This is a genomic window from Asticcacaulis biprosthecium C19, assembly GCF_000204015.1.
Taxonomy (GTDB): Bacteria; Pseudomonadota; Alphaproteobacteria; order Caulobacterales; family Caulobacteraceae; genus Asticcacaulis; species Asticcacaulis biprosthecius.
In genome coordinates, this window is the sequence record NZ_GL883077.1 from 2,313,292 (window position 1) to 2,328,090 (window position 14,799).

Below are 14,799 nucleotides of genomic sequence, written 5' to 3' on the forward strand. Positions count from 1 at the left end.
GCGCTTGAGCTGAAAAAAATGCGAATACCAAGCGTCATTCTTTATGAGGCTTGGTATTCGCGGCCTATCGATCCCCTGAAGACGGGCGGATCGGAAGGGAAGGGAAACCTTCGAAGCGTCCTTCCGGTCCGCCCACCTCAGTTTAAACCGGAGCCCAAGCCATGTTCTCCCGCCGTCTGTTCCTGACTTCGGCTTCTGCCGCCTTGTGGCTTCCCGCCACCGCTGGCGCAGTCACCACCTACCCCTTCACCTTGGGCGTGGCTTCCGGTTCGCCGCGGGATGACGGCATAGTGTTGTGGACCCGCCTGGCGCCCGATCCGCTGAAGGGCGGCGGTATGCCGGTCGGATCGGCTGACGTGCGCTGGCGCCTGTGCAGTGACGACGCCATGACCAAGCTTGTTCGCGAGGGTGTCTTTGCCACCTCGGACGGCGTCGGACACAGTGTCCATGTCGTTGTCAACGGTCTCGAGCCCGGACGCGAATACTGGTACCAATTCCATTACGGCGATGCCGACAGCCCGGTCGGCCGCACGCGTACGACTTCGCGCGACATGGCAAGCGTCAAGCTGGCCCATGCCAGTTGCCAAAGCTATGAGAGCGGCTATTTCACCGCTTACAAGGATCTGGCCGAATGGATGCCCGACTGTGTGATCCACGTCGGCGACTATATTTATGAAAGCGGGATCGGCGCCCTGGGGGCGCGTATGCGCGACCTCGGCCGTGGCCGCCGCCAGGCCTTCGAGACGGTGCGCCTGCACAACAGTGCCGAGATCGTCACCCTGTGGGACTACCGCAACCGCTACGCCTTGTACAAGAGCGACCTGCATCTGCAGGCCGCCCATGCCGCCGCGCCGTGGATCGTTGCCATGGACGATCACGAAGTGGACAACAACTGGGCTGGCGCCCTTCCGCAGGACCCGCACGCCCAAACCGACCTGGAGTTTCGCGTCCGCAAGCTGGCCGCCTTCCAGGCCTACTGGGAGCATATGCCGATCGAGAAGCCGCCAATACTGAATGGTATCGACAGCCAACTCCAGATGTATGGGCGCTACCGCTTCGGTCCTGCCGAGATCAACCTCTTGGATACCCGTCAATTCCGCGACGACCAGGCGTGCGGCGACAACCGCAAGGCCCCGTGCGCCCAGTTGGACGAACCGGCGCGCAGCCTGACCGGCAAGGTCCAGGAGCAATGGCTGCTGGACGGGATCGCGCGCACTGACGCCGCCTTCACGGTTTTGGCTTCCCAGACATGGTTCTCGTCGTTTCGCTACACGCCGGGGGATGAAGCTGCCGAACGCAATCTGGATCAATGGGACGGCTACCCGGCCCAGCGCCAGCGGATTATCGACGCCCTGGCCCAAGCACAGGGCGAGGGACAAGGTAAGGGACATCCCGTGGCCTTGTCGGGGGATTGGCACTGTTCGGCCGCCACCACGCTGCACAGCGATCCCTATGATGCGCGGTCAAAGCGCATCGGGCACGAATTTGCCGGCACCTCGATCGCGTCGCACTGTCCCTGGGCGCGTGATATGGTCGAGGCGCTGCCGCACAATCCACATGTCCGCTACTACAACGGCGATAAACGCGGCTATGTCCGCCACGTTGTGACCGCAAAGGACTGGTCGGCGCACTACCGTGTCGTCGCCGATCCGGGCGTCGAAACCGGCACTGTTTCCACCGACACCGAAATCCACACACGGGATATCTGACATGACGACCGACCGCCGTTCCTTTTTGCAGCTTTTCGGCGCCGGTGCCGCTCTGGCCACCGCAGCGCCGTTCACCGACGCCATCGCCCAGGCCGTCAGCCTGCCCGCCAAACGGGTCACCGGGACGATCCAGGACGTCAAACATATCGTCATCCTGATGCAGGAAAACCGGTCGTTCGACCACTACTTCGGCACCCTGCGCGGGGTGCGCGGCTTCGGCGACCGTTTTCCGATCCCGATGAAAAATGGCCCGGTGTGGCAGCAGTCGGACGGCAACAAGGTCATCCCGCCCTATCATCTCAATACCCGTACGACCAACGCCATCGCCGTGCCCGGGACTCCGCACAGTTTCTCGGACTCCCAGGCAGCGTGGAACCAGGGGAAGTTCGGCTACTGGCCCAAATACAAGAACCCCTATTCGATGGGCTTTTATCAGCGCGACGACATTCCGTTCCAGTTTGCGCTCGCCGAAGCCTTTACCATCTGCGACCACTATCACTGCTCGATCACCACGGGGACGGACCCGAACCGAATCGTCTTCTGGTCGGGCTCGAACCAAGATCCCAAGCTGCGCTCAGCCGGGATCCATGCGACCGATGCCGATTCCGAGCCCAACAATATGCGCTGCTGGGTCAGGGGCGCCCTTCCTGAACCGGGCTATCAATACCAGGGCTCGGCCTTTGGCTGGCCGACCCTGCCGGACGTTCTGGAAGAGGCCGGGGTGTCGTGGCGCATCTACCAGGACCCGAATGACAATTGGACCGGCGCCATGCATGGCGGTCTGGCCTTCGAGAGCTTCCGCAGCGCCAAGCCCGGTTCGGCCATCTATGAAAAGGGCATGAGCCATTGGTCTCTGGAGCAGTTCGCCCAGGATGTGAAGGACGGCACACTGCCGGCCGTGTCGTGGATTCTGCCCAACAAGGAATGGTCCGAGCATCCGTCGGCCTCGACACCTTTGCAGGGTGCTGAGTTCACAGCCGGTATCCTGAGCGCCCTGGTCGCCAATCCCGACGTGTGGGGCTCGACCGTCTTCTTCCAGACCTTCGATGAAAACGACGGCTTGTTCGACCATCTGCCGCCATCGGCGCCGCCGTCCTACGCGGCCGATGGCACCCTGATGGGCAAGTCGACCGTCGATCTGAAGGGCTTCTATTTCTCAGATCCCCAGCGCAAGTTCCTAGATCCGTCCGATACGATCAGCGGGACGGTGCGGCCGTGGGGCCTGAGCGCGCGCGTGCCGATGTACGTCGTGTCGCCGTGGTCAAAGGGCGGCTGGGTGACGTCGCAGGTGTTCGACCATACCTCCGTCGGGCAGTTCCTTGAGAAGCGCTTCGGCGTCACCGTGCCTGCGATCAGTCCCTGGCACCGGGCGGTGTGCGGCGACCTTACGTCCGCCTTCGACTTCTCCATGCCGGACGGCCCAGCGTTTCCGGGGCTGCCGGACGCATCCGGCTCGGAGCGCGCGGTGCTGGCGCAGATTCACCGCAAGCGTGTCGAGCCGCCGGCGCAAGCAGAACCGCTGATGCAGGAAAAGGGGACGCGGCCGTCACGCGCCCTGCCGTATGACCTCGATATCGTGGCGAAGGCGGGGGAGGGTGTGGAACTGCAATTCGTCAATCGCGGCAAGGCGGGCGCGGTATTCCATGTCTATGACCGGCTGAACCTTGAGGCCATTCCTCGACGTTATACCGTCGAGGCGGGCAAGAGCTTGACCGACCGCTGGTCGGGCGGGCGATACGACCTGTGGATTCTGGGACCGAATGGCTTCCACCGCGCCTTTGCCGGTGAGGGCAGGTCGGCCGTCGAGGTAACCGCGCTAACGACCAAGCGGCCGGCGCTGTTGACGGTCGGGATACGCAACGCTGCGGGTGTGATTGTCGACGTGACGGTCGATGCCGGGGTTTACGGCCATGGCAAGACTACTGTCGCCGTCAAGCCAGGCACGGTGCATAAGCAGGTGTTTGACATCGGTCAGAACGGCAACTGGTATGACGTGACCGTGGCCACAGGAGGCGAGATCCACCGTTTTGCCGGACGCATGGAAACCGGCGCCGATGGTATCAGCGACCCCGCCATGGCGGAGGTCGTCGAGCCGGCCGCCTATCCAAAGCCCGAACTGCGACTGCCAAAGTTTTAGCAAGGCTTGACACATAACAGTTGGTAGCGCTAACATGAATGCAGCGTGACACAGATTACGCGCCAGTGCCGCCACATATGAATGACAGGAGCCGTCCGGGTAGGGCGGCTCTTGTTGTTTGCAAGTGTGGCAAAGGGCCGCGTTCAAATTCTCCTGACAGGTTGTGTTTGGCTTGTTCGCTCGCCCGTTTGTGTCTACAGTCCCGGCCAGGGAGGCCGGCCGCACGCTTCCGGGGTTGCCGTGCTGGCCAGGGTTTCAATAAAAGTATCAAACGGTTAAGCTTTGATTCGGTAACAACGTGTAATCCCTGAGCCCGACCCTGGGTTGATGTCCCGCACAGGCGTGCTGCGCCGACGTGCCGCCACGGAAAGGATGACTATGAGCATTTCTCTGCAAAAAAACGCATCGGTGAGCCTTAAAAAAGAAGGCGGCGATGGCCTGACCAACATTACCCTGGGCGTCGGCTGGGATGTCGCAACGGGTCTGCTGGGCGGACTTTTCGGCGGTGGCGGCAGCATCGATCTGGACGCCTCCTGCATAGCGTTCGACGCCAACGGCCGCGTGGTCGACACGATTTGGTTCCAGCAACTGCTCAGCCGGGACGGTTCGATCCGTCACAGCGGCGACAACCTCACCGGCGAAGGTGATGGCGATGACGAGACCATTTCCATCGACCTGACGCGACTGCCGCAGGAAATCGAAACCCTGGTCTTCACGGTCAACAGCTTCCGCGGTCAGACCTTTGACAAGGTCAAAAACGCCTTCAGCCGTGTGGTGGACAGCCGCGCCCGCAAGGAGTTGGCGCGGTTCGACATCTCGGAGACGGGGCCGCACACCGGCGTGGTCCTGGCCTATGTGAAGCGGGATGCCGGCCAGTGGACCTTCAAGGCGATCGGTGAGCGGACGACCGCGCGCACGGTCAAGGACATTACGGCCCTGGCGGCTCAACTCATCTGATATCACCATTCGAACGGGAGGGGCTTTGCGCCTCTCCCCAGATTCTGCAGGAAAACGCATGCAGTTGCAGCAAGGCGAAAAGCGCAGCCTCGCCGATTTTGGCATTGGCGCACAATGCGCGGTCAAGGTCGAATTCGGCCTGGACGGCGCCGATATTGCGGCTTTCGGGCTGAACAAGGAACGCAAGATCGGCGACGACCGCTATGTTGTCCTGTTCTCCAACACCCGGTCTCCGGAAGGGGCGATCAGTTTGGTTCCGGCAGCCGGCTCTGCCGTGTTTTCGCTCGAACTCGACCGGCTGCCGGACACGATTGACCGGGTTGTTTTCACCGCCACCCATGACAGCCGCCCGATCGGTGACTCGCGGCCACTGGCCGTCACCTTGGGCAACAATGCTGCGTCCTTTGACGTGGCTCAGTATCTGAGCAACGAAAAAGCGGTGATGCTGGTCGAGATCTACCGCCATAGCTCCGGTTGGCGGGTCGGCACGATCGCCGCCGGGTTTGCCGGCGGGCTGGCCAGCCTGATCAGTCATTTCGGTGGTGAAGTGGCGGACGCGCCGGCTGCAGCGCCTGCCTCTGCGCCAACGCCCGCTCCGGCGGCACCGGCACCGGCTGCGTCTGCGCCGCCGTCCGCCCCCGTCAGCTTGAAAAAGGTGACGTTGGAGAAGGGCAATCCGCGCGTCAGCCTGCAGAAGACGGGCGCCAGTTTTGGCGAGATCATCCTGAACCTCAACTGGAGCCAGCCGGAACAGAAGCGCGGCCTGTTTGGTGGCGGACCGAAGAATGTCGACCTGGACCTCGGTGTCATGTTCGAACTGCAGGACGGCTACAAGGGCTGCATTCAGGGGCTGGGTCGCAGTTTCGGCGACTATGAGCATGAGCCCTATATCCAGTTGTCGGGCGACGACCGTACCGGCGCGGTGAGCACGGGCGAAACCATCCGCGTCAACGGCCGGCATTTCGACAAGATCAAGCGGATCGGAGTTTTTGCTCTGATCTATGAAGGTGTGCCGAACTGGCAGCAGACGGACGGGGTGGTGCGTATGACCATGCCGGGCCAGCCGGAAATCGAGATAAGGCTGGTCGAAGGTCGAGATAATTCGCGTCTGTGCGGTATCGCCCTTATCAACAATGTGAATGGCACTCTGCAGGTGGACCGCCATATGCAGTATTACCGCGATCAAAAGCAGTTTGCTGACGATATCGGCATTATCCTGCGATGGGCCGCTGGCAGTAAGGACTGACAAGCCCCATATCCGCAAATCATTTAGGCCAAAAGTCGGTTTTTGCTGAGCTTCAACACGGGACGTCTATGCTAAAGAATTTTTACGGGTCGATCGCCTTCACCGTGGTATCCCTGATCCTTGCGGGGGTTCTGGGCTACTACCAGAGTGGCGGCATGGCCAGCGCCGTGCTGCAAATGGTCTTTCTGGCCTGTGTGCTGGGGGTGATGGAAACCTCACTCAGCCTCGATAATGCCGTCGTCAACGCCTCGATCCTGAAGGATATGGATCCGGTGTGGCAGCGCCGCTTTCTGACCTGGGGTATTCTTATTGCCGTGTTCGGCATGCGGATCATCTTCCCCATTCTGATCGTGTCAATTTCTGCCATGGTGACGCCGTGGGAAGCCACGCGCATCGCCATTATGGACCATGAGCGATACGAAACAATTGTCACGGGCGCCCATATCGGTATTTCCGGTTTCGGCGGTGCCTTCCTGATGCTGGTGGGTCTTAACTTCTTCTTCGACGATGACCGCGAGCACCACTGGCTGGGCTTTATCGAGCGACCGCTGGCGGCGCTGGCCAAGATTCCGTTTTCACCTTATATCGTCACAGCTCTGCTGATCGGCGGACTGTCGTTCATGGTCCACGGTGAAGAGCAAAAGACCTTCCTGATCGCTGGCCTGTCCGGCGTGGTGACCTTCTTTGCGGTGCAGAAGTTCGGCGACTGGGTCGGCGGCGGTGAGAAGGACCATACCGGCGCGGTCGTGCGGACCGGGGCGGGCGGGTTTATTTATCTCGAATTCCTCGATGCCTCCTTCTCGTTTGACGGCGTGATCGGCGCTTTCGCTATTACCAATGACATCATCCTGATCGCGCTGGGCCTGGGGATCGGCGCCATGTTTGTGCGCTCGATGACCATCGCCCTGGTGCGGGGTGGCCACCTGGCCGAGTTCCGCTTCCTTGAGGCCGGCGCCTTCTACGCCATCATCGCCCTGGCCAGCATCATGCTGCTCAGCATCAAGCTGCACATTCCGGAGGTCGTGACCGGGCTGATCGGTGCCATCATTATCGGTGTGTCCCTGTGGGTTTCGATCGAGCACAAGAAGCGGTTTCCGCAGGAATATGCCGAGGACGGCGATGCACAGATCATCCTGCCGACCGGTGAGGTCATATCCGATCAGACAACCCAGCCGGCCAACGAAAAGGACCGTCTGGATATTTAACCGCTTACCGCTGTGGAGCGCCCCAGGCGGACGGCGCTTCACGAACACCCGATGACCGCCAACGATGAAAAAGGACTGTTTGACATGGCAATTTCGCTTTCCAAAGGCGGCAACGTCAGCCTGAGCAAGGAAGATCCCGCACTGGACGAAGTTATTATCGGCCTGGGCTGGGATACGCGCGCGACCGACGGCACCGATTTCGACCTCGACGCCTCAGCCTTCCTGCTCAAGACTGACGGCAAGGTTCGCTCCGACGGCGACTTCGTTTTCTATAACAACAAGGCCGTAACCGGCGTTGAGCACCTGGGCGACAACCGCACGGGCGCTGGCGACGGCGACGACGAGCAGATCAAGGTCACCCTGACCAAGGTCCCGGCGGACGTCGACAAGGTGGCGATCGTCGTCACGATCCACGACGGCGAAGCCCGCAAGCAGAGTTTCGGCCAGGTTTCCAACGCTTTCATTCGCCTGGTCAACCAGAAGACCAATGTCGAGATCGTGCGCTACGACCTCTCGGAAGATGCGTCGGTCGAGACAGCCATGATCCTGGGTGAAGTCTATCGCAACAATGCCGAATGGAAGTTCCGCGCCGTCGGCCAGGGCTTCAAGGGCGGCCTGGGGCCGCTGGCCACCAATTACGGCGTCAGCGTCGGCTAACCCCTTTCGGAACGGCCGGGATTGTTCCTGCCGTTCCGACCCATCACGACAAGGATTTCCCATGGCAGTTTCTCTCTCAAAAGGCGGCAATGTGTCGCTGTCCAAGGAGGCTCCGGGCCTCGTTTCCGTCACGGTCGGCCTGGGCTGGGACGTCCGCAAGACGGACGGCGCGGCTTTCGACCTCGACGCTTCCGCTTTCGTCGTGGACGAGAGCGGCAAGGTGCTGAGCGACGGCCACTTCGTCTTCTACAACAACAAGACCTCGCCCGAAGGCGCCGTGGTCTATGGCGGCGACAACACGACCGGCGCCGGTGAGGGCGACGACGAGACGATCAAGATCGATTTCTCCAAGCTGCCGGCCAATGCCAAGAAGGTGACCATCGCCGTGACCATCTATGACGGCCAGGCGCGGCGGCAGAACTTCGGCTCGGTTCAGAACGCCTATGCCCGGGTCATCAACCTGGCCGACGGTAAAGAACTGGCACGCTACGACCTGTCCGAAGACAGCAGCACCAACGCGGCCATGGTCTTCGTCGAGCTGTATCGCAGCCCCCAGGGCGACATCAAGGTCAAGGCCATCGGTGAGGGCTGGGAAAGTGGCCTGGCGGGACTGGCTTCGGCCATGGGCGTCAACCTGGCTTGATTTTTGGGCCTCAGTGACGGCCGACGGGGCAATAGAATGCGTATCTGGTTCAACCGCGGCTTTTCCCTGGCCAGCATTTCTCAGTCGATGATGGCGGCGCAGCCGGAACTGGAAATCTACGCCAGCGTCGCCAAGGGCATGCCCAAACATGCAGGCCCGGTGGAGACCTGGGTCGAACCGGACGTCGATGCCGCCGACTACGTCGCCTGGGCGCGTGGCCAGGTAGAAGCCTATCGCATCGACCTGATGATCCCGACCCACTACCGCACGGCGTTGCGTGAGGCGCAGTTGCCGTGCCGGGTGGAATTCCCGGCCGGCCAGCGCGTTCTGAAACTGCTCGACGACAAGTACCGTTTCGCCGAGGCGCTGGAGGACACGGAATTCCATCTCGAGACCGCCTTGATACGATCCGCTGATGAACTGGAAGCCGCGCTGGCGGTTTTTCGCGCGCGGGCCGATGGTGGCGCGCCCTGCGTCAAGCCGCGGAATGGCGTCAACGGTTTCGGCTTCTGGAAACTGACCCGCGACAAGCCGATGCGGCATCTGGAAAACCCCGATAGCCGTGAAATCCATGAAGACCTCTATCTTGCGGCCTTGCGGATGCAGGAAAAGTCCAAGGCTGTCCGTGACATGGTGCTGATGGAATTCCTGCCGGGGCCGGAGGTGTCGTTCGACATACTCGCCCACGAGGGGCGTATGCTGCGATACGCGGCCCGAACCAAGCTCAGCACGGGACGCCAACGTATCCAGACCGAGCATCCGCTCAGCGGTTACGCGCGGCAACTGGTTGAACGCTTTGCTCTGCATGGCACGGTTAACATCCAGTTCCGCAAGCACCGCGACGCTAGCTGGAAGGTGCTGGAAATCAATGCGCGCCCTGCCGGCGGGGTGGTCTATGCGGAAGCTGTCGGTGCGGGTATCCTGGCGGGATGGGCAGGCCTGCTGACAGGGCGCATGACGGCGGATGAGGTGGAGGGGAAGATGATCGACACCGAGGTTGGCTTCGAGACGGCGGTAAGATAGCGGTGCAAACTCTGGTCCCAGGTCAAAGACTGCAAGTTACCCGTGAGGGCAATTGGGGTGTCACGGTGCAGGGGCGCGATGCCGACCGCGTTGTTGTCTGTGCCGTTGGCGCGGATGGAGGCATTATCCCGTTTGCTCAAGGTGAGGGGGGGCGCTGGCAGGCCCCGTCGCCCCTGATCCGCGAAACAACGCTTGAAGTTGTCGCCTATATCCATGATGACCGCAGCGGCGGGTTCGTCAATACGGCCTACCCAATCCACGTCGAGATCGCCGGTCAGGCCTACGTCCTGCCGGAACCCGACCAGCAACTGGCAGCCGTGATCCTGACCGAAATTTACGCCAAGGATGGCGTGTGGCGCGCCAAGATCTCCAATGAGGGGTTCACCTTCGGGATTGAAGCCTATGCCCGGGCCCGTAACTTGCGCGACGTGCAGTTCCCCTCGCGTCCCGGACGTAACCCGGACCGGCCGCCGCGTGGCGCGACGGCCTCGGGTAGCGGCGTGCTGATCGCGCCGGGTCTGGTAATTACCAACGCCCATGTCATCGAGGATGGCACGGCGCTGGAATTGGGGCGAAGCCGTAACAAACTCAAACCCGTCGCAGCAGACCTGATGCATGATCTCGCGCTGCTGGAAGGGGAGGTGGATGGCGATCCTCTCCCATTGCGCAACACCGCGCCGCTGTGGCTGGGAGAAGGCGTGCTGGCGGCAGGCTTTCCGCTGATGGATGTGCTGGGGGCCGATCTGAAGGTTACCACCGGTAATATTTCGGGCCTGACCGGCAGCCATGGCGATGTTTCGCGCTTTCAATTCACGGCGCCGATAGGATCGGGATCGTCCGGTGGTGCCATCATCGACGAATTCGGCAACCTGGTCGGGGTGACCTGTTCTTCCCTGGCCCATGGCAATATGCGGGAACGTGGTTCGATCTCCGAAAACGTCAATTTTGCCGTTCGTGTCGCCCTGGTCTATGAACTTGTTGCGGCCGCCGGCTTCACGCTTCCCGACCTCAAGCCGTCACTGAACAATGACCGGCGCGATGTGGTGCAGCGGCTGCGCAAGTCGGTCGTCAGCGTCATTGTTCACTTCTAGCGGGGTTTTGATGGACTCAAAACCTCGCTCTAAGTTTTTGTTTTGTCGCGCAATTTTACCGAAAAGTGCTGAACACTTTTTCGGATTGCGCTTTAGGCGCCAAGCATGACCAGCAGCCTAGCCATAGGGGTTTCAGAAACCATCCTGTTGCCGACCGGGGAACTGACCCTGACGGTGCACGACGGCCCCCCCTTGCGTCAGTTGTGCGACTTTGCCGCCCGCTCCAATCCGAAGCGCGGCTTCCTGATCGTATCGAAAGTCCTGGGACGCCACCTGCCGACGGCGCCGAGTGAGATGCGGGCGTCCATGGAAACCCTGGCTCGCAAGATATCGCCGGATCTGCCGCAACCCGTCGTGTTTCTGGGCATGGCGGAAACGGCCACGGCCCTGGGGCAAGGGATATTTGCTGCCTATCGTCGGAACAATCCTTCGGTCGAAGTCCTGTACCTGCAAAGCTCGCGACAACGGGTCGAAGGCGCGCGCGTGTTCGCGTCGTTCGAGGAGGGACACAGCCATGCCACAAGCCACCTTGTACAGATCGCCGATCCGGCGCTTGAGGCTATGGCACGTGCGGCGCAATCGCTGGTGATTGTCGATGACGAGTGCAGCACCGGCAATACCTTTGTTGCCGCCGCAGAGGCGCTGTCGCGCGGCATGCCAAAGCTTCGTCGTATCGAAACGTGCTGCCTGACCGACTGGGGCGGTGGCGGTTACCTCAAGGCTATGCCGCTGGCGACGCAAGCGCGGTCGATTCTTTGCGGCAGCATGACCTGGCAGGCAAGGACCGCCGTTGCGCCGCTCGTACTGGCAGCAAGCTCCAATCAGGCCGGTGTGGCTCCGTCGCAGGGCATGCTCAGCCGCACCGGGTTGCGTGATCCGGAGGCAGCGGAGCGGTCAGCCATCGTCGTGCAACCGGGCGAACGTGTCCTCGTTCTGGGTGATGGTGAGCATTCGTATGAGGCCTTGCGGGTCGCAGAGGCCGTGGAAGACCAAGGCGGAATCGCGGCGGTACAGTGCATTACCCGCAGCCCGGCCCTGATTGGTCACGCCATGCAGAGCCTGTCGCGTTTCAGCGATGCCTACGGCAGCGGTGCGCCCTGTTTCCTTTACAATATGCTGGGCCACCGGCCGGACCGAGTACTGATTTTGACCGAGGTCGTCAGAGATCAGGCCGCCGAGGCACGTGCTGCGCTGGCGCTGTTGGGCGCGGATATACCGGTCGAGGTAATCGTGTGCCACTATCGGCGGGATGGCCAATGACCCGGCCGTTTATCCTGACCGATCTGGACGATACCTTGTTTCAGACCGCGCGGAAGTGTCCTGACGGGCGCGCCGATGGCCTGCGCCTGATGAGTCGCCTGGCCGATGGCAGCCCCAGCGGCTACGCCACGCCCAGGCAGGAGAACCTTCTGGCCTGGCTGCGGATCGGGCAACTGATCCCTGTGACGGCCCGCAGCCGCGACGTTCTGGCCCGGGTCGATATCGAACAGGCGCCGGCGATCTGTGGCAACGGTGGCTGTATTCTAGAGGCCAATGGCGAGGTGGATGCGGCGTGGCACGATGGCCTAGTCGCTCGGTCGCGCGGTGACGCGTCGGTGACGGCGGTTTATGCCGAGTTGACCGGCGCGCTGGACGGTGCCGCCTTTCGCCATTGGGTGGCACAGGAGGGGGGCATGGCGCAGTATATCTGCATCAAGAGCAACCTCGATAACGGCGAGGTCCTGGCGGACGTCGAACGCGACCTTGCAGGACGGGTGCCGGCAGGATGGCGTGTGCACCGCAACGATAATAATCTTGCATATCTGCCGGGGTGGCTGAATAAACGCCATGCCGTTACCTATATGATCGAAAAGCTGCGCGCCGGACAGCCGGATGCGCCGGTCATCGGGATCGGCGACAGTAATTCTGACGTCGGTTTTATGGACTTATGTGATTTTGCCATGACGCCGACCCGATCCCAGCTGTGGAAAAGCCTGATCCGTGACAATGCCTGGATTGACTGAAGCTGTGCGTGAATCTCAGGAAGTGGCGGTGCCCTTCTGCGGCACCTTTGCGCCTGAAGATGTCGTCATGCTTCTGAAGCCGGCGGCGATTGGCCATACCGACATTGCCGAAAAAGAGCGACTGATCCAGTCGGGGGCGAAGCACTATTCCGAAATGCTGTCGCCGGAAAACGTTCCGGATGACCGCTATATGCAACTGTACCGGGACGCCCTGGCGCACAATGCCGGCCGCCTGAAGGGCGATGTCGAGATACTGGCCCGGAAAATCGCTCAGCGGTCCCAGACCCGAATCGAGTGCGTTCTGATCTCATTGGCGCGTGCCGGGACACCGGTCGGGGTCCTGGTCAAACGGGCGCTGGCGCGGCTGGGTGTTCGGGCCTTTCACTACACGGTCAGCATTATTCGCGGCCGCGGGATCGACTTGAATGCCTTGCGTTTCATCGCTGCACGCCACGGCACCGACACGGCCGTTTTTGTGGATGGCTGGACGGGCAAGGGGGCGATCACCCGAGAACTGGAATCGTCATTGACCTCCGGGGGGTTGGGGTTTGCCCCGTTTTTGGCCGTAGTTGCCGATCCGGCGGGGCGGGCGAGCCTGGCAGCGACGGTCGACGACTATGTTATCCCCAGCGGTCTGCTCAACGGGATCGTGACCGGCTTGATCAGCCGTACGGTGCTGACGGCCGATCTGGTCGGTCCGGAGGATTTTCATGCCTGCTTGTTCCAGGCCGACCATGCGCCTCGCGACCTTACCCATCATTTTCTGGAAACGGTTGAGGCGGCTTCGCCCGTTTATAGCTCTGCCGCCTGGACGCCGGATGCGGCGGCACAGGCCAGGGCAGACAGTACGCGTATCTTGCAGGAACTCATGAACGATTATCACGTCGACGATATAAACCGCATCAAGCCGGGGATTGCAGAGGCGACGCGGGCTATCTTGCGCAGGGTCCCTGACTGCGTGCTGGTCCGGGATCTGGCCGCCGCAGAAACCCGGCATATGCTGCATTTGGCAGCGGGGGCCGGCGTACGGGTGATTGAACAAGACCTGGGCGGCTACTGTGCCGCGACGATTATCCGCAAAGTGAAGGGCGAACAGGAATGAGAGCTATCGAACTGGGTGCCACGCTTTATACCCCGGCTCTCAATCCGGCGGCTTTCGACAATGCCTATGGAGCCTGTCCGGACCTGCGTTCCATGGTGATCTGCCTTGAGGACGCCGTTCGTGACGATGAACTGGCTGTGGCCGAGCAGGCCCTTCGCGCTGTTTTGCAGCGCTTCGCCGTTGTCGCGCCGAGCGTGCATGTGTTTGTCCGCCCGCGCAGCCCGCAAATGCTGGGACGAATCCTGGAGATGCCGGGTGCCGGGCGGCTGGCCGGTTTCGTCTTGCCGAAGGTGACCACGGAAACGGCGGGCGCCTGGTTGGGCGTCCGGGGACTTGACGCGCATCGGCTGATGCCCAGTATCGAAGGTGAGGAGGCGTTCGATGCCGCATCTCTTCGCCGCCTGAGAGACCGCTTGCTGCCCTGGCGCGACCGTATCCTGGCGGTGCGGATCGGCGGCAATGACATCCTCGGCCTGATGGGCGTGCGGCGGTCGCGCTACCGAACAGCCTATGACGGCCTGTTGGGCGTTGCTATCCGCAATATTGCCACAACCTTCTGCAGTCACGGTTTCAGCGTCTCGGCCCCCGTATTTGAGCATTTTGGCGACCATGCCCTGCTGACCGAGGAAGTCGAGCAGGATATCGAACATGGCCTCCTGACCAAGACAGCCGTGCACCCAAGCCAGATCGGGGTTATCCAGAGGCTATTCAAGCCATCACCCGCCGAGATCATGGAAGCGCGGGCCATACTGGATGCGTCGTCGCCGGCGGTATTTGGCGCCAATGGCAGCATGTGCGAGCCCGCGACGCACTATCGCTGGGCTGAAAATATCGCCCAGCGCGCGCAAATCTATGGTATTACTGAGGGACTGCTGGCGGCAGATAGCCGAGTGGCGTGACGGGATGCCGGTCTTCGGTTTGGCGTCGAGGGGGGACGCTATGATCGCATTTAAAACGCTCGCAAGCGCTCCGCGACTGCATTATCACTGTTGCAAGCCGCAGAGTCGCGTGGGCGCGTCTGCCGAT

13 protein-coding genes are annotated in these 14,799 nt (G+C 61.7%); all 13 read left to right on the plus strand.

Annotation, left to right across the window (positions count from 1 at the left end; all coding sequences use genetic code 11):
• The first annotated feature begins 161 nt into the window (after positions 1-161).
• The 13 genes from ABI_RS10430 to ABI_RS10490 all read left to right on the plus strand — a co-directional run bounded on the left by ABI_RS10430 (position 162) and on the right by ABI_RS10490 (position 14,672).
• Positions 162-1,709: an alkaline phosphatase D family protein gene (locus ABI_RS10430; RefSeq protein ID WP_006272908.1), complete on the plus strand. Its 1,548-nt coding sequence runs from the start codon at positions 162-164 to the stop codon at positions 1,707-1,709.
• Position 1,710: 1 nt separating this feature from the next.
• Positions 1,711-3,846, plus strand: coding sequence for a phosphocholine-specific phospholipase C (locus tag ABI_RS10435; RefSeq protein WP_006272909.1), 2,136 nt, complete (start codon positions 1,711-1,713; stop codon positions 3,844-3,846).
• 378 nt (positions 3,847-4,224) lie between these two features.
• Positions 4,225-4,803 (plus strand): TerD family protein, encoded by a 579-nt coding sequence (locus ABI_RS10440; protein WP_006272910.1) that lies wholly within the window; start codon positions 4,225-4,227, stop codon positions 4,801-4,803.
• A gap of 58 nt (positions 4,804-4,861) precedes the next feature.
• The gene (locus ABI_RS10445) at positions 4,862-6,049 is read left to right on the plus strand and encodes a TerD family protein (RefSeq protein ID WP_006272911.1); all 1,188 of its coding nucleotides are present in this window, start codon (positions 4,862-4,864) and stop codon (positions 6,047-6,049) included.
• 68 nt (positions 6,050-6,117) lie between these two features.
• On the plus strand, positions 6,118-7,254 hold the full coding sequence (locus ABI_RS10450) for a DUF475 domain-containing protein (protein ID WP_006272913.1): 1,137 nt from the start codon (positions 6,118-6,120) through the stop codon (positions 7,252-7,254).
• Positions 7,255-7,338: 84 nt separating this feature from the next.
• Positions 7,339-7,911: a TerD family protein gene (locus ABI_RS10455; protein WP_006272914.1), complete on the plus strand. Its 573-nt coding sequence runs from the start codon at positions 7,339-7,341 to the stop codon at positions 7,909-7,911.
• Positions 7,912-7,972: 61 nt separating this feature from the next.
• On the plus strand, positions 7,973-8,554 hold the full coding sequence (locus ABI_RS10460; protein WP_006272915.1) for a TerD family protein: 582 nt from the start codon (positions 7,973-7,975) through the stop codon (positions 8,552-8,554).
• A gap of 36 nt (positions 8,555-8,590) precedes the next feature.
• Positions 8,591-9,577 (plus strand): ATP-grasp domain-containing protein, encoded by a 987-nt coding sequence (locus ABI_RS10465; RefSeq protein ID WP_006272916.1) that lies wholly within the window; start codon positions 8,591-8,593, stop codon positions 9,575-9,577.
• 2 nt (positions 9,578-9,579) lie between these two features.
• Positions 9,580-10,668, plus strand: a complete 1,089-nt coding sequence (locus ABI_RS10470; RefSeq protein ID WP_157138774.1) for a S1C family serine protease — start codon at positions 9,580-9,582, stop codon at positions 10,666-10,668.
• A 105-nt stretch (positions 10,669-10,773) separates the two neighbouring features.
• Entirely contained in the window at positions 10,774-11,928 is a 1,155-nt protein-coding gene (locus tag ABI_RS10475; protein ID WP_006272918.1) for a phosphoribosyltransferase domain-containing protein, read from the plus strand.
• On the plus strand, positions 11,925-12,671 hold the full coding sequence (locus ABI_RS10480) for an HAD family hydrolase (protein ID WP_040308793.1): 747 nt from the start codon (positions 11,925-11,927) through the stop codon (positions 12,669-12,671). The genes ABI_RS10475 and ABI_RS10480 overlap by 4 nt, the downstream gene beginning before the upstream one ends.
• A complete protein-coding gene (locus ABI_RS10485) occupies positions 12,655-13,773 on the plus strand; it encodes a cysteine protease StiP domain-containing protein (RefSeq protein ID WP_006272920.1) in 1,119 nt (372 codons plus the stop codon). The genes ABI_RS10480 and ABI_RS10485 overlap by 17 nt, the downstream gene beginning before the upstream one ends.
• Positions 13,770-14,672, plus strand: coding sequence for an HpcH/HpaI aldolase/citrate lyase family protein (locus tag ABI_RS10490; protein WP_006272921.1), 903 nt, complete (start codon positions 13,770-13,772; stop codon positions 14,670-14,672). The genes ABI_RS10485 and ABI_RS10490 overlap by 4 nt, the downstream gene beginning before the upstream one ends.
• Positions 14,673-14,799: the final 127 nt, after the last annotated feature.

Coding starts and splice junctions, on each gene's coding strand:
- ABI_RS10435 (WP_006272909.1), top strand. CDS start 1,711: ATGACGACCGACCGCCGTTCCTTTTTGCAGCTTTTCGGCGCCGGTGCC.
- ABI_RS10430 (WP_006272908.1), top strand. CDS start 162: ATGTTCTCCCGCCGTCTGTTCCTGACTTCGGCTTCTGCCGCCTTGTGG.
- ABI_RS10460 (WP_006272915.1), top strand. CDS start 7,973: ATGGCAGTTTCTCTCTCAAAAGGCGGCAATGTGTCGCTGTCCAAGGAG.
- ABI_RS10440 (WP_006272910.1), top strand. CDS start 4,225: ATGAGCATTTCTCTGCAAAAAAACGCATCGGTGAGCCTTAAAAAAGAA.
- ABI_RS10450 (WP_006272913.1), top strand. CDS start 6,118: ATGCTAAAGAATTTTTACGGGTCGATCGCCTTCACCGTGGTATCCCTG.
- ABI_RS10465 (WP_006272916.1), top strand. CDS start 8,591: ATGCGTATCTGGTTCAACCGCGGCTTTTCCCTGGCCAGCATTTCTCAG.
- ABI_RS10490 (WP_006272921.1), top strand. CDS start 13,770: ATGAGAGCTATCGAACTGGGTGCCACGCTTTATACCCCGGCTCTCAAT.
- ABI_RS10455 (WP_006272914.1), top strand. CDS start 7,339: ATGGCAATTTCGCTTTCCAAAGGCGGCAACGTCAGCCTGAGCAAGGAA.
- ABI_RS10485 (WP_006272920.1), top strand. CDS start 12,655: ATGCCTGGATTGACTGAAGCTGTGCGTGAATCTCAGGAAGTGGCGGTG.
- ABI_RS10475 (WP_006272918.1), top strand. CDS start 10,774: ATGACCAGCAGCCTAGCCATAGGGGTTTCAGAAACCATCCTGTTGCCG.
- ABI_RS10445 (WP_006272911.1), top strand. CDS start 4,862: ATGCAGTTGCAGCAAGGCGAAAAGCGCAGCCTCGCCGATTTTGGCATT.
- ABI_RS10480 (WP_040308793.1), top strand. CDS start 11,925: ATGACCCGGCCGTTTATCCTGACCGATCTGGACGATACCTTGTTTCAG.